Origin of the sequence: Duganella sp. CY15W (genome assembly GCF_009857555.1) — a bacterium.
Taxonomy (GTDB): Bacteria; Pseudomonadota; Gammaproteobacteria; order Burkholderiales; family Burkholderiaceae_D; genus Rugamonas; species Rugamonas sacchari.
The window spans coordinates 14,196-28,789 of sequence record NZ_WWCQ01000009.1 but is presented as its reverse complement, the minus strand read 5'-3'; the positions used below and the strand labels follow the sequence as shown (position 1 = coordinate 28,789).

The following is a 14,594-nucleotide window of genomic DNA, read 5'->3' as shown; positions in this document are numbered from 1 at the left end:
GGCAATTGTGGTTTATGATCTGCCAACTATGCTGCCAAGGTTTCGAGTGTCGACCAATCCGGATTTCGTAGCCGACGCGCTGGCGCTGATCGGCGTACCTGCCTGCGCCTGCGCTGCGGACGGCACGGTGTTGGCTGCGAACAGGGAACTGGTGGCACTGCTCGGCGTTGATCCGGGCGGGCGTCCGATCAGCGACCTGTTTGCCCGTCACGTGCGTGCCGCCAGTCTGGCCAGCCTGCGTGGCGAAGGGCGCTGGGACAGCTGCCTGACCTGCGCCGACGGCCAGTACCTGTCGGTGCAAGCGTGGTCCAAACCGCTGCCCGCCAGCGCCGATACCGATGGCGTGACCATCGTCTTTCACGACATCACCGACGTCCAGCGCGACCAGCGTGCGTTGCGTAAAACACTGCTGGAGCAGCAGGCCATCCTGGAAAATGCCGCTGTCGGTATTTTGTTCAGCAAGGATGGCGTTATCCAGGAATGCAATATCCGCTGCGCCGAAATGCTCGGTTACAGCCGCGATGAGCTGGAGGGCGCGTCGAGCGTCGTGGTGCACCCAAGCGAGTCGGCCTTCGTTCAGCTGGGCGTGGATGCGAGACCATTGCTGTCGCAAGGACAGTCTTTCATTTCGGAGATTCAGCTGCGCCGCAAGGACGGCACGCTGTTTTGGGCGCGCCTGTATGGCCGCGCCATCGATCCCATGCACACCACCGAAGGTACGGTGTGGATCATGGAAGACATCAACGAGCATAAGCTGGACGAAGAGATCATGCGCCGCATGCTGCTGGAGCAGAATGCGATTCTGGATAATGCATCGGTCGGCATCCTGTTCAGCAAATCGCAAATCATGATGCGCTGTAATGCGCGCATGGCGGAGATGTTCGGCTATGTGCCTGGCGAGATGGAAGGGCTGCACTCGTCCATCGTATTCCAGTCGCCTGGGCACTACGAGGAATTTGGCCGGGAGGCCGCGCCGCAGCTGGGTGTCGGCCAGCCGTTTGAAAAGAAGGCGTATCAGTTCAAACGCAAGGACGGCAGCTTGTTCTGGTGCCGCGTACGCGCACGGGCGGTTGATGCTGAGCAGCGCGGCGGCGGTACTATCTGGATTCTGGAAGACGTCACGCACTCGCTGCAAACGCAGATGGAGGTCGAGGCGATCATGACCAACGCCTCAATGAGCATCCTGTTCACCAAGAACCGGCTGATTACCCGCTACAACCGTGGTTTCGCCGAGATGTTCCGTTACGACGAGACGTCCGGACTTGGCCTGCCGGGCCGCGCGCTGTATCCATCGCAGGAAGCCTACGACAAGCTGGGCGCGGAAGCCTTCCCCTTCCTGTCGATTGGCCGGCCGTTCCAGACCGAGATCGAAATGCGCCGCGCCGACGATAGCACCTTGTGGGCGCAGCTGATCGGCTATGTGGTGAATCCGGACGATCCGACGCAGGGCACCATCTGGGTGATCGAGGACCGCACCGAACAAAAACGCGCGGAAGAAGCGCTGCGCAATGCGCTGCTAGAGAACCAGGCGATACTGGACAGCGCGGTGCTGGGCATCTCGGTGGTGGAGAATGGCCGTAACCTGCGCTGCAACCGCAAGATGGAAGAGCTGTTCGGCTATGGACCGGGTGAAATGAATCACCTCAGCGTGCAGGCCTTCTACGCCGACAAGGAAGCATGGGAGCATGCGCGTTCCGAGACCGTGCGCGATTTTCGCGCAGCGCAGGTCAACGTGTCGGAATATGAACTGGTGCGCAAGGACGGTACGACCTTCTGGGCGCGCCTGTCCGGCCGCCCATTCGACCTGGCGCACAACAGTGGCCGTTCGGTGTGGCTGGTGGATGACATCACGGCGCGGCGCGAAGCCGCAGAAGCCGTCGCCCGCGCGCGCGATGAGCTGGAGCTGCGGGTGCAGGAGCGCACTGCCGAACTGGCCGGCGCCAACGCGCAGCTGCAAGGCGAGATTGTGGAGCGCCGCCAGGCCGAGGCGCGCGTGCATCACATGGCGTATCACGACAGCCTGACCGGCCTGCCGAACCGCGCGCTGTTGTCAGACCGGCTGGACCGCGCCATGCTGGCCGCGCAGCGTACCGAGCGCAAACTGGCGGTCATGTTCATCGACCTTGACCGCTTCAAGACCATCAACGATTCGCTGGGCCACATGACGGGCGACCAGCTGCTCAAGGAAGTCGCCAGCCGCCTGTGCCGCGCGGTGCGCGCCAGCGATACCGTGGCCCGCCTGGGCGGCGATGAATTCGTGGTGCTGGTGCCGGGCATCCGCACGGTGGAAGAGGCCAGCCAGGTAGCGGAGAAAATGATCGAGGCCTTGTCGGACAGCTTCCCGCTCGAAGGGCGCAACCTGCATATCACGCCATCGATCGGCATTAGCGTATACCCCGATGATGGCGAGGACGTCGAAACACTCATGCGCAATGCCGACGGCGCGATGTACCACGCCAAGGCCAATGGCCGTAACAACTACCAGTTCTTCAAGGAGGCGATGAATCTGACGGCAGCGCGCCACTTTGAACTGGAGTCCAGCCTGCGCGGTGCGCTGGCGGCCAATGAATTTGAGCTGTACTTCCAGCCGATCATGGACATCGGCACGCGCCGCCTGCACGCGATGGAAGTGCTGCTGCGCTGGCGCCGGGGTGGCGCCGGCGGCGAACTGGTGACGCCGGACCAGTTCATCCCCATCATCGAGGAAAACGGCATGATCGTGCCGATCGGCGAGTGGGTGATACGCGAGGCCTGCAGGCAAAGCATGCTGTGGCAAAGCCAGGGCATGACGCCGGTGCCGCTGGCGGTCAACCTGTCGCCGCGCCAGTTCATGCATCGGGGACTGGTGGAATCCATCCGCGCCATCCTCGACGAAACCGGCATCGATCCGGCGCTGATTGAATTCGAGATTACGGAGACGGCGCTGATGCAGCACGGCGAGCAGACGCTGGAGATCCTTGGCCACATCAACGCCATGGGCATCCGCCTGTCGATCGACGACTTCGGCACCGGCTATTCGTCGCTGGCTTACCTGAAGCGTTTCCCGGTCAAGAAGATCAAGATTGACCGTGCTTTCATCAAGGACCTGGAGCAGAGCGCGGAAGACCGCGCGATTGTGGCGGCGATTATCGCCCTGTCGGACAGCTTGCAGCTGTCCGTTGTGGCGGAGGGGGTGGAAACGGAAGGGCAGTATGCGCTGCTGCAGCAGCACGGCTGCCAGTACGCGCAAGGCTATCTGTTCTCGCAGCCGGTGCCGCACATCACGGCCCAGCTGCTGCTGCCGCGTACTTAAGAGAAGGTGGCGATCACCGGAGTGTGATCGGACGGCTGCTCCCACTTGCGTGGTACGCGGTCGATCACGCAGGCAGTGCAACGCTGCTTGAGCGCGTCGGACAGCAGGATGTGGTCGATGCGCAGGCCTTTATTCAGGCGGAAGCCCAGACCGCGGTAATCCCACCAGCTATACGATTTGTCGGCCTGCTCAAACAGGCGGAAGGCATCGACCAGGCCGATGTCCAGCAGGCGGGTCAGCGCAGCGCGCTCCTTGGGCGAGACGTGCACCATGCCTTCCCACGCGGCCGGATCGTGGACGTCGCGGTCTTCCGGCGCAATATTGTAGTCGCCGACGACCGCCAGCTGCGGGTGCTGCGCGGCTTCTTCCTTGATCCAGTCGTGGAAGGCCGACAGCCAGGCCATTTTGTATTCGTACTTGTCCGAATCGACGGCTTGACCGTTCGGTACATATGCGCATACCACGCGCACGCCATCGATTGTTGCGGCAAGGATACGCTGCTGAAGATCTTCGAACTTTGGATTATTTTTAACAACATCCGTAATCGGCAGCTTGGAGAGGATGGCGACACCGTTATAGGTCTTCTGACCGGTGTAGACCACATGGTAGCCAGCGGCCTCGATAGTGCTCACGGGAAACTTGTCGTCAGTTAATTTTGTTTCTTGAATACATAGCACATCAGTGGGGTTCTCCTCTAGCCACTTCATAACGTGCGGCAGTCTTACGTTCAAAGAGTTAACATTCCAGGTGGCTAATTTCATGAGACAGTGATTCCTAGCGGGGTTCAAGGGGGGCGATTGCCCTGAGTGACTTGCATCTTACCGTATCCAGATTTAACACATGTAATTATCAAACTAAAAAGTTGTATGAAAAAACATGAAAAACCCTTTCCTGAGTCGTGGTCGAGGGCCTAAAATGTTGCAAAATGTGTGAAATTAAAAAAAAATTGCCAATACTGTCTCGTTGTTGTCAAAATAGAACGGAAGGGCAAGACAAAGCAAGCAGAATAGAAATATACTAATACAAATTGAGTGGAAAACTTGTGTTTCCGTTTAGCAACTATAACAGTCAAGCCTGCGTATATTTATGTGTTGTGATGACGCAATAAATGATACTATACGGAAATTACTTGTGGTTTTTTACAGTGAATGGCGCTTAGCGCATTTGCAAAGGAATAAAAATGCGATCTGCATTTGAGGCATGGGCACAGCGCGACGGACATATCGTTCGCCGCCGTGAAGACAAACCAGACGAATATCTGGTCTTCGAAACGCAACGCCGCTGGGTCATCTGGCAAGCGGCGCTGGAACATGGCAAACCGCCAGGCGGCCGCAAGACCGCTGCGCAGAAGGAAGCCGCTGCCGCTGACAAGCGCGCCGCTGCCGCCGCTCTGGAGCGACCACAGGAAATCAACCCCGATGAAGCCGCAGTGCGTAATCAGGTGCTGAACGAGGTGCTGGATGCCTTTTCTTCGCTGGGTGGTGAGCGCGGCATGGATGATATCCTGAAAGTCGTGCAGGGCCTGAAGAAGAAGCAGCAGGAACAAGCGGCAGAGCCAGTGGTCGCCAAGACCACCGAACGCCAGAACGCGTAAAGTGCAAGGCTTTACGCCGCTTGATTAAGCAAATAAAGCCCGCGGCGGGCTGATACACTGCCTCTATCTTTATTCCAGAGGCAGACCATGTATCTCCGCCCCACCGCAGCGGCTTCGGTGCTGCTGGCCTTGCTGGCCGGCTGCGCTTCCCTCACTGAATCCACTGAACAAAGCGTATTGGTGCAAACCGTGCTCGATCATCGCGAGATCGCCGGCGTGGGCTGTGTGCTATATAACGATACGGGCAAATGGTTTGTCACGACCCCGGGCCGCGTGACCTTGCGCAAGAGCGCCGGACCGCTGCGCATTGATTGCCAGAAGGCGGGCAAGGGCTGGGCCTATGAAAAGGTCGAATCCAAGGTGGACGCCAACCTGTGGGGGAACCTGGCGCTGACGGCCGGCGTTGGCTACTTCGTCGACAAGAATACCGGCGCAGGCTATGACTATCCGTCGACGCTGACCGTGGTCATGCATCCCGCGCAGGAAAAAGAAGAAGGGCCAGCGCCGGCGCCCGGCGTGACCCTGTTCTAACGTCGCTCCCGCGTACGCGGGAATCCATACTAATTAAGCTGATCGCTTAATTCGCGCGCTTAGTTTGCACGATTAATCAGGAAGTTCGACAGCAGCGGTACCGGACGGCCGGTCGCGCCTTTTGCGCCGCCCGATTTCCATGCGGTGCCGGCGATATCCAGATGCGCCCAGGTGTACTTGCGGGTGAAGTTTTCCAGGAACGCCGCTGCGGTGCACGACGCGCCGCCCGGAGTGCCGATGTTGGCCAGGTCGGCGAAGTTGGACTTCAGCTGCTCGTTGTACTCCTCGCCGATCGGCAGACGCCATGCGGTGTCGCTGGCGTTCTGGCCTGCTGCCATGATCTCGTCAGCCAGCTTGTTGTGGGCTGCGTCGTCGCGCGTGAACAGGCCGCTCTTATGGTGGCCCAGGGCCACGATGCAGGCGCCGGTCAGGGTGGCGATGTCGATGACGGCGGCCGGGTTGAAGCGCTCGGCGTAAGCCAGTGCGTCGCACAGCACCAGACGGCCTTCGGCGTCGGTGTTCAGGATCTCGATGGTCAGACCGTTCATCGAGGTGACGATGTCGCCTGGCTTGGTGGCGCGGCCCGATGGCATGTTCTCGCACGCAGCGATAATGCCGATCACGTTCAGCTTCAGGTCCATCTCGCCGATGGCGCGGAAGGTGCCCAGCACCGAAGCGGCGCCGCCCATGTCGTACTTCATCTCGTCCATGCCTGGACCGGCTTTCAGCGAAATGCCGCCGGTGTCGAAGGTGATGCCTTTACCGACCAGCACCACCGGTGCATCCTTGGACTTGCCGCCCATGTGCTTGATGACGATGAACTTCGGCGGCTGCTCGCTGCCGTTGGTCACGGACAGGAAGCTGTTCATTTTCAGCGCTTCCAGCTGTTTGCGGTCCAGCACTTCCACTTCAAACTTGAAGTCCTTGCCCAATTTTTTGGCAACGTTGGCCAGGTGGGTCGGAGTGCAGACGTTGGCCGAGGTGTTGCCCAGCTCTTTGGTCAGGTCCATGCCGTTGGCGATCGCCACCGCCTGGGCCAGCGCCAGCTTGGTTGCCGCATTATTAGGCACGGCCAGGGCGATTTTCTTCACGCCGGCAGCGGCCGGGTCTTTCTTGCTCTTCTGCGCATCGGTGCGGAACACGGCTTCGTGGCCGCTCTGGACCACGCAGCGGATCGCCCAATTGACGTCGCGGTCTTTCACTTCGGTCATCGGCAGTGCGATAATAGCGTCGCTCGTGCCCAGGGTGGAGAATGCCTTCAGGGCTGCGGAGACGCCGCCGGCAAAGCTTTTTTCGCTGACGGCTTCGTCGCTGCCCAGGCCAACCAGCAGCACGCGCTCGGCCGCCGCACCTTTGGCGCCGCGCAGCAGCAGGGTGGTGCCGGCTTTGCCGGTAATGTCGCCGGACTTGAGCGCAGCCGTGATTTCACCAGCGCCGTCCAGCGCCTTGGCGGCTTGCGACAGCTTCTTGTTCTCGAAGACCGCAACGGCGATAACGCCTGCTTTTGCGGTAGCGATGGTGTTTTTTGTGTCGAATGCTTTTATGCTAAAGTCCATTTGATTCTCCGTGTCGTGTACGTGTGCCAGCCCTGCGTGGCCCGATAAGGCCGGGCTGTTATTTTAAAACTTGTGGCCCCGTCTGAAAATATGACGGGCCAAACTACCGAATTATAATCTTCAATGATCTTTCAACGCGCCCTACGACGTGAAATGGCCAGTGCCGCCGGGGCTACCTTTACTGTGCTGTTCAGCGTCAGTGTCGTCTTCGTGCTGATTGGTGTGCTGGGCAAGGCTGCCGGCGGCAAGGTCGCATCCAGTGACGTCATCGCGCTGATCGCTTTCGCAGTGCTGAATTATCTGCCAACTCTCGTCATCCTCACCAGCTTTATTTCCGTGCTGATGGTGGTGACCCGGACCTATCGCGATTCCGAAATGGTGGTGTGGTTTGCCTCCGGCCTTAGCCTGGTGCGCTGGATCCGTCCGGTGCTGACGTTTGGCTTGCCGCTGGTGCTGCTGACCGCAGGCCTGAGCTTTATCGCCACGCCATGGGCCAAGCAGAAAAGCTCCGAGTATGTGGAGCGCTTTGAAAAGCGCGAAGACCTGCAGAAGGTGTCGCCAGGCCAGTTCAAGGAATCGGCATCGGCCAACCGCATCTTCTTCGTGGAAGGCGTGGCCGGCAAATCGGCCGTGGTGCAGAACGTGTTTGTGAATACCGTCGATGAACATGGTACCGCCGTGATCGTGGCGCGCGAAGGTGTGGTCAGCAACGGCCCGAAAGGCGAACGTTATCTGGTGCTGAAGAACGGCCGCCGCTATCAGGGCACGCCGGGGCAGGCGGACTTCCAGACCATGGAGTTCGACAGCTACAGCATGCGCGTGACGCAGCGCGCACAGGATCTGGAAGCCGAGCATGAAGCCGTCGCCATGACCACCATGGAACTGCTGGCGGCAAATACCAACATCGCGCGTTCGGAACTGTTGTGGCGTATCGCCCAGCCGCTGACCTGCCTGGTGCTGATCCTGCTGGCGATCCCGCTGGGCTTTGTGAATCCGCGTGCCGGCAGTTCGGCCAACCTGATTATCGCGTTACTGGTGTTCTTCAGCTATAGCAATCTGGTGAAGCTGGTGGAAGCCAGCGTCAAGCAAGGCAAATCGGCGTTTGCGCTGTCGTGGTGGCCGCTGCACCTGGCCCTTGCGCTGGTGGTGCTTGGCCTGTTTGCATGGCGCCTGAACCTGAACCACCGCTACCATCCGCTGGCGCTGCTGGCCGCGTACAAACGCTCGCGTAACAAGAAAGACTGATCGTAATGAAAATCCTGCAACGCTATTTCGCGGTCTCGATACTGCAAGCGGTGGCCTTTGTGCTGGTGGCCTTCCTGGCGCTGCAAGCCTTTATGGACCTGACCGGCGAATTGCCGTCGGTGGGCAAGAACGGCTATGCGATTCAGTATGCCTTCCTGTATGTGCTGGTGCAGCTGCCGGGCCACGTGTATGAAGTGATGCCGCTGGCGGCGCTGATCGGCACCATCTATACGATGGCGCAGTTTGCGGCGACGTCGGAATTCACCATCATGCGCGCGTCCAGCATGTCGACCGGCATGGTGGCACGCATGCTGGCCAAGGTTGGCCTGGTGCTGGTGATTGTGACGTTTATCTTTGGTGAGCTGATTGCGCCGCGCACGGCGCCGCTGGCGGAGAAGATCAAACTGAGCGCGCGTGGCGCGGCGATTTCGTCGGAGTTCCGTTCCGGCCTGTGGACCAAGGACATCGTCAAGTCGGAAGGCATGAATGGTACCGTGACCGGTTCGCGGTTCTTCAACGTGCGCGAAGTACGTCCTGACGGCACGCTGATTGGTGTGAAGCTGTATGAATTCGATACCAATTTCCGTCTGCGGTCGATCACGCTGGCGAAAACCGGCACCTTCCAGGGCAGTAACCGCTGGCGTCTGGAGGATGTGACGGAAAACCTGTTCACCAATCCCGAACTGCTGAAACCGGGCGCGGAAGCCAATCTGGAAAATAACTTTGCGCAGGAATCGAGCCTGATCGAAACGCGCCATAGCCCGAGCAAGGATTTGCTGTCCGAGATTACGCCGAAGATTCTGTCGGTGGCGGGTTCCGATCCTGAGCGCATGTCGGCCAACGAACTGGCGGTCTACACCCGCCACCTGCAGGAGAACAAGCAGGAGACGGAGCGCTTCAAGATCGCGTTCTGGAAAAAGCTGTTCGACCCGCTGGCCATTTTTGTCATGATGGCGCTGGCGCTGCCGTTCGGTTATCTGCATACGCGTAGCGGTGGCGTAAGTCTGAAGATTTTCGTCGGCATCATGATCGGCGTGAGCTTCCTGCTGGTGAATACGCTGTTCTCGCACCTGGGCATGCTGAGTACCTGGCCGGCGGTCATGACGGCGATTGCACCGAGCCTGTTATTCCTGCTGCTGGCGCTATGGGCCTTGTGGTGGGTGGAGCGGCACTGATGGCGACACAACGTGCACTGATCCTGTTTGCGCATGGCGCGCGTGCGGCGTCCTGGGCGGCGCCATTCGAGCGTTTGCGCGATCTGACGCAGGCGCGCGAGCCGGAGGTGCGCGTGTCGCTGGCGTTTCTGGAGCTGATGTCGCCGCGCCTGCCGCAGCTGGTGGCAGCGCTGGTGGCAGATGGTGTGCTGGATATCACCGTGGTGCCGGTATTCCTGGGCCAGGGCGGCCATGTGCTGCGCGACCTGCCAGTGATGCTGGACGACCTGCGCGTGGCATACCCGCAAGCCGCGCTCAAGGTGGTTGAGGCGGCCGGCGAGAATGCTGCCGTACTCCAGGCACTGTCCGACTACTGTGTCGCTTCCTTAGTGCACCCGTCGCCACACTGATACGGGTATCTGGCCATCCGGCCGCACGGGGACGCGGTAGCTTAATTCATCTCCTTTCAATTCATAGCGGCGTTCCTGCCGTGTGCCTTCCCAGTTTGAGAATGCCGCGCTGGCGATATGGAAGCTCAGCGTGTGCGTCATCTCGTCCATCGAGAGCGTGCCCATATGCGTGCTGGCGCCCAGCACTGCTGCTTCGAATTCCTGCCTGGTGCCGGTCTTCTTTTCGCCGCCGGTAAAGTGCGGGCGGCCTTGCTGGTAGATTTGCAGCATGTAGCGGCCATCCGTGTCGATCATCAGCAGGCCGGATGGCGCTTCGCCGTAGTCGTGCTGCCGGCTACCGTCCGGCATGATCTTGTCGGCAGCCACCAGCGACCAGGTGCCGGCCAACGGGAAGGGCGGGACGGCCATTGCAGCTTGCTGTGCGGGCATGCACATGGCGAGGCAAAACAATCGGGTCAACATTTTCATCGCATCTCCTTAAATAAAGACACGATAGCCGTGTTGGCGGCTGCTTGAAATTAGCAAAACCTGCGCATTTTGTGTGCATAATTGCACAATGAGCCAACCTGACTGGGATGACCTGCGCTACTTCCTTGCCTTGCACGACGCTGGCACGCTGTCCGCTGCTGCGCGCACGGCAGGTGTCGAACATACCACCGTGGCGCGGCGTATCGATGCGTTGGAGGCGGCGCTTGGCGTCCGACTCTTTGACCGCTTTCCGAAAGGCTGGTCGCTGACAGCCGCAGGCAAGGCGCTGGCGCCGCATGTCCGCAAGATGGAAGACGGCCTGCATGGCGTGCTGCGTGCGGCAACCGGCGCGGCCGAACTGCACGGCAAGGTGCGCGTCTCTGCACCTCCGGCGCTCGCAGCCTGGTTGCTGGCGCCGCGCTTGCGGCCAGCGCTGCATCGCCTGCCGGGCATCGAGCTTGACCTGCGTGGGGAGGCGCGTGAGACGGATCTGATGCGGCGCGAGTCCGACATCGCCATACGCTACAACCGTCCGACGGCGCTGGGGCTGGCCGTGCGCAGTGTGGCGACAGTGCACTACCGTCTGTGCGCCAGTGCCGGGTATCTGGCGTCGCGCGGCCCGGAGGAGTGGGAATTTCTCGGCTACGATGAACAACTCCAGCACACGCCGCAGCATCAGTGGCTGGAGAAAATACGTGGCGAGCGCCGTTACTGCCTGCGTTCCAACGACCTGGGGGCGCTCTATCAGGCGGCACTTGCCGGCTGTGGCGTGGCGGTGTTACCCGACTACCTGCCGCTGGCTGGCTTATTGGACGTTACAGCGCCAGCTTGTCCGGTCAAACGCAAACTCTGGATCGTCATGCACGAAGACGTCCGCCGTGCCGCTCCGGTTCGCGCAGTGGCCGATGAGATCATCGCGTTGCTGGCGCCGGAAGGGTGATATTCTAGGCTGCATGACCATTCGCACCCTTACCCCCTCTGATGACCTGAAGCGTCCCACGCCGGCGCCGTTGCGCGAGCGTGATGTGGTGGGGTTGATCGCATCGTTCAATGCAGGCCGCGATGCCGAACGCGTGACGCAGAAATATCGTCTGCTCGCGGATAATCCCTTCGCTTTCCTGCGCGGTACCTGCCATCTGTTCTACCAGGATTTTCCAGACCTCGGCCAGTCGCCGCTGGCGTGGATCTGTGGCGATCTTCACCTCGAAAACTTCGGCAGCTACAAAGGCGACAACCGCCTGACCTATTTTGACATGAACGACTTCGACGAAGCCGTGCTGGCGCCAGCCAGCTGGGAGCTGGTCCGCTTTCTCGTCAGTGTGCTGGTGGCTGCCGACGCATTGACAGTGCCGCCGGCACAAGCGATCGCCCTGTGCCACAGTTTTCTGGATGCGTACGTCGGCAATCTGGTCGAAGGCAAAGCACGCTGGGTGGAACGGGCGACCGCCGACGGCATGGTGCGCGACCTGCTGCGGGACTTGCGCCTGCGCGAACGTCCCGCCTTCCTCGACCGTCGCACCGATATCCGGAAAGGCAAACGCAAGCTGCGGCTGGACGGCATCAAAGCGCTGCCGGTCAACGAAGCGGAGCGCGAAAAGGTCACGCAGTTCATGGCATCCTATGCGGAGACTCGGCAGACACCGGCGTTCTTCCGCGTGCTTGATGTGGCTCGCCGCATCGCTGGCACGGGTAGCCTCGGGCAAGAGCGCTATGCGGTTCTGGTGCGTGGACGCGGTGGATTGGACGGCAACTTCCTGCTCGACCTGAAACTGGCCTCCAGTTCCGCATTGTCGCCCTATCTGCCGGTGGTGCAACCACCATGGCAAACCGAAGCCGAGCGCATCGTCGCGGTACAGAAAAGAATGCAGGCCATATCACCAGCCTTCCTGTCAGCGGTGAGCATCGGCGACCAATCGTATGTGCTCAAAGAACTGCTGCCACAGCAGGATCGTCTTTCGCTGGAGCGGTGGGGCGGCAAACTGCGCCGCCTCGAAAGCGTCATGCGGACCATGGGCAGTATTGTCGCCTGGTCGCACCTGCGCTCCGGCGGTCGTCAGGGGGCCGCCATTGCCGATGAATGGATCGCTTATGGCCACGACGGCAAGCAATGGCGCCCCGCGCTGATCGACTACGCCCAGACCTGCCATCAGCAAGTGCTGGCCGACTGGAGGCAGTACGCCAGCGCATACCGCGCAGCGTTGCAGGCGCGCTGATGCCGGCTAATTGGCTGGCGTCGGCAGCGGCGGCAGGCCCATGGTTTTTCTGCGCTGGTTCAGGTTTTTTGGGTCGTCGATCGGCGGCATCTTGTTACTGCCATATTCCTGCTGCGTGCCGTAGAGCTGTCCCTTGCCTTGTCTCAGCCTAACCCTGTCGACAAACATGGCGTAGATCTTATTCGGAATTTCGCCTCGCTTGTTTGCGGCGGCAAGCAAATCAGCGTGTTTAAGCTGATAGTCCAGGTCCGCATGCTGAATGATGAGGAACGCTGCATCTGCCGCGCGGTTGGCGTCAAGCTTGCCGGGCCAGCCGCACTGCCCAATCAATTTGTCCAGGTTGCGCTGATTACTTTCGTCGATGTCCGAGATGGTGTATTCCAGCTGATCTTTTTCCTTGGGATCGAACTTCTCCTTGCGGTGCTCCATCTCCAGGATGTGGATGTAGCGGCCGCGCAGTGACTGGTCGTCGCTCCGCATCTTTGCGTACTGTTGGGCCAGCGCGGTTTTCTCGCACGGCTCCGCAAGTGCCAATAAAGGCAGGAATGCCAGTGCAAGAACAGCACGAGATAAATTCGATGTTTTCATTGATTGAATGGTCCTCGACATGATTTGTTCGCATGGGTGGTTGCCTCCTCAGTGTACGAGTTTCATTAATCTCTTGGCAAGTTGAGTTCAGCTTTCGTCGCGGGTGAGAAGCACGTGGTCGATCAGGCCATATTCTTTGGCGTCTGCGGATGACATATAGTTGTCGCGGTCGGAGTCTTTTTCGATCCGGGCCAGCGTTTGCCTGGTGCGCTCGGCCATGATGGAGTTGAGGCGGTGGCGCTGGTAGAGCACCTCGCGTGCCTGGATTTCAATGTCGGAGGCGACGCCTTGCGAGCCGCCATGCGGCTGATGGATCATGATGCGCGCGTTGGGCAGGGCATAGCGCTTGCCGATTGCGCCAGCGGCGAGCAGGAAGGAGCCCATGCTGGCGGCAAAGCCGGTGCACAAGGTGGAAACCTCTGGTTTGATGAATTGCATGGTGTCGTAGATCGCCATGCCGGCATACACCGAGCCGCCCGGAGAATTGATGTACAGTGAGATGTCTTTGTGTGGATCAGCCGATTCCAGGAACAGCAGCTGCGCCACGATCAGGTTTGCCGATTGTTCGGTCACTTCGCCCACCAGGAAGATCACGCGCTCTTTCAGCAGGCAGGAATAAATATCGAAGGCGCGTTCGCCACGGCTGGTCTGTTCGATGACGGTGGGGATGAGGCCCAGGGAATTGGTCAGCATGATGTTCCTTTCGCGGTCAGGTTGGTTCACTGCCCGCTTGACGCCTGCGCCGGTGCGCAGTGTGACGGCAAAAAAATAGATAGTTGATGTGTCACGTTTGGCGGCTACCCAGCGTCATGTCGTGTCCGCACCATGAGAGGAGAATCACCATGTCACGTACTACCGATACCGACGGCGCCATGTTCGAGCAGCTGCGCCCGCGCCTGAAGGCGATCAGTTCACGCATCGTAGGCAGCGAGGCGGAAGCGGAAGAAGTGGTACAGGACTGTTTTTTGAAGTGGCACAGCGCTGAAAGGGATGCGCTGGTGACGCCTGCCGCCTGGCTGACCACCGTTGTGCAGCATCAGTCAATCGACCATTTGCGCAAACGCGCGCGCGATGCGGTGGCCGCCCAGGTTGCAAAGGAATTGTCGCCCGATGTGCTGCCGCTGTCACCAGAGGAAGAGCTGCTGCGGTGTGCCGACGTGGAAGCCGCATTTGCGCGGATGCTGGCGCGTCTGTCGTTTTCTGAGCGGCTGGCGCTGGTCCTGCATGAGGTGTTTGAATGCGGACACGCTGATATTGCTGCAGTACTCGGGACGAAAGCAGAAAACGCGCGCCAGTACCTGGCACGTGCGCGCAAGCGGTTGAAGCAAGCGGATGATGACATGCCGCCCGAGGAGAAGCTGTCGCGCGAGCTGATACGCAGGTTTCAACTGGCGATCAACACCCGTGATGTGCCGGCCGTGGTGACCCTGCTGACGGACGGGCAGCCCCTGGCCGTCTGCCTTCAACAACAGCGGCCGCGCGTGCGCGGCTTTAGCGCATGCGCCAATGATGCGTCGTATGCGGTGGCGGCCTAGATGCAGCG

The 14,594-nt window shown here is 60.2% G+C and carries 14 protein-coding genes; 9 read left to right on the top strand and 5 right to left on the bottom strand.

What is annotated here, in order from left to right; genetic code table 11:
• Positions 1–46 precede the first annotated feature (46 nt).
• Positions 47–3,292, top strand: a complete 3,246-nt coding sequence (locus GTP58_RS29450) for an EAL domain-containing protein (protein ID WP_373924796.1) — start codon at positions 47–49, stop codon at positions 3,290–3,292.
• On the opposite strand, the gene xth is transcribed toward GTP58_RS29450, so the two are convergent.
• The gene (gene xth, locus GTP58_RS29445) at positions 3,289–4,053 is read right to left on the bottom strand and encodes an exodeoxyribonuclease III (protein ID WP_161080502.1); all 765 of its coding nucleotides are present in this window, start codon (positions 4,051–4,053) and stop codon (positions 3,289–3,291) included. The two genes, GTP58_RS29450 and xth, sit on opposite strands and share 4 nt — an antisense overlap.
• Positions 4,054–4,472: 419 nt before the next feature.
• Here xth and GTP58_RS29440 point away from each other — a divergent pair, with 419 nt between their 5' ends.
• On the top strand, positions 4,473–4,886 hold the full coding sequence (locus GTP58_RS29440; protein WP_161080501.1) for a hypothetical protein: 414 nt from the start codon (positions 4,473–4,475) through the stop codon (positions 4,884–4,886).
• 87 nt (positions 4,887–4,973) lie between these two features.
• Positions 4,974–5,417, top strand: a complete 444-nt coding sequence (locus GTP58_RS29435) for a hypothetical protein (RefSeq protein WP_072790513.1) — start codon at positions 4,974–4,976, stop codon at positions 5,415–5,417.
• Positions 5,418–5,476: 59 nt separating this feature from the next.
• On the opposite strand, the gene GTP58_RS29430 is transcribed toward GTP58_RS29435, so the two are convergent.
• Positions 5,477–6,973, bottom strand: coding sequence for a leucyl aminopeptidase (locus tag GTP58_RS29430; protein WP_072790510.1), 1,497 nt, complete (start codon positions 6,971–6,973; stop codon positions 5,477–5,479).
• A 123-nt stretch (positions 6,974–7,096) separates the two neighbouring features.
• On the opposite strand from GTP58_RS29430, the gene lptF reads away from it, so the two are divergent.
• The 3 genes from lptF to GTP58_RS29415 are packed head-to-tail and all read left to right on the top strand — an operon-like array spanning position 7,097 to position 9,782.
• Positions 7,097–8,218, top strand: coding sequence for an LPS export ABC transporter permease LptF (gene lptF, locus GTP58_RS29425; protein ID WP_072790506.1), 1,122 nt, complete (start codon positions 7,097–7,099; stop codon positions 8,216–8,218).
• A gap of 5 nt (positions 8,219–8,223) precedes the next feature.
• On the top strand, positions 8,224–9,393 hold the full coding sequence (gene lptG, locus GTP58_RS29420) for an LPS export ABC transporter permease LptG (protein ID WP_161080500.1): 1,170 nt from the start codon (positions 8,224–8,226) through the stop codon (positions 9,391–9,393).
• Positions 9,393–9,782, top strand: a complete 390-nt coding sequence (locus GTP58_RS29415; RefSeq protein WP_161080499.1) for a sirohydrochlorin chelatase — start codon at positions 9,393–9,395, stop codon at positions 9,780–9,782. Before lptG ends, GTP58_RS29415 begins: the two co-directional genes overlap by 1 nt.
• Here the strand turns inward: GTP58_RS29415 and GTP58_RS29410 are convergent.
• Positions 9,759–10,250 carry a lipocalin-like domain-containing protein gene (locus tag GTP58_RS29410; RefSeq protein WP_161080498.1) on the bottom strand — a complete coding sequence of 164 codons (492 nt, stop codon included), beginning with the start codon at positions 10,248–10,250 and terminating at the stop codon, positions 9,759–9,761. The two genes, GTP58_RS29415 and GTP58_RS29410, sit on opposite strands and share 24 nt — an antisense overlap.
• An 88-nt stretch (positions 10,251–10,338) precedes the next feature.
• On the opposite strand from GTP58_RS29410, the gene GTP58_RS29405 reads away from it, so the two are divergent.
• Positions 10,339–11,190 (top strand): LysR family transcriptional regulator, encoded by an 852-nt coding sequence (locus tag GTP58_RS29405; protein WP_161080497.1) that lies wholly within the window; start codon positions 10,339–10,341, stop codon positions 11,188–11,190.
• 13 nt (positions 11,191–11,203) lie between these two features.
• Positions 11,204–12,463 carry a DUF2252 domain-containing protein gene (locus tag GTP58_RS29400; protein ID WP_161080496.1) on the top strand — a complete coding sequence of 420 codons (1,260 nt, stop codon included), beginning with the start codon at positions 11,204–11,206 and terminating at the stop codon, positions 12,461–12,463.
• A gap of 6 nt (positions 12,464–12,469) precedes the next feature.
• Here GTP58_RS29400 and GTP58_RS29395 read toward each other — a convergent pair whose 3' ends face one another.
• Both GTP58_RS29395 and clpP read right to left on the bottom strand, forming a co-directional pair.
• On the bottom strand, positions 12,470–13,051 hold the full coding sequence (locus GTP58_RS29395) for a DUF6624 domain-containing protein (protein ID WP_161080495.1): 582 nt from the start codon (positions 13,049–13,051) through the stop codon (positions 12,470–12,472).
• An 87-nt stretch (positions 13,052–13,138) separates the two neighbouring features.
• Entirely contained in the window at positions 13,139–13,744 is a 606-nt protein-coding gene (clpP, locus tag GTP58_RS29390; RefSeq protein ID WP_161080494.1) for an ATP-dependent Clp endopeptidase proteolytic subunit ClpP, read from the bottom strand.
• A gap of 149 nt (positions 13,745–13,893) precedes the next feature.
• Here clpP and GTP58_RS29385 point away from each other — a divergent pair, with 149 nt between their 5' ends.
• The gene (locus GTP58_RS29385) at positions 13,894–14,586 is read left to right on the top strand and encodes a sigma-70 family RNA polymerase sigma factor (protein WP_161080493.1); all 693 of its coding nucleotides are present in this window, start codon (positions 13,894–13,896) and stop codon (positions 14,584–14,586) included.
• Positions 14,587–14,594 lie beyond the last annotated feature (8 nt).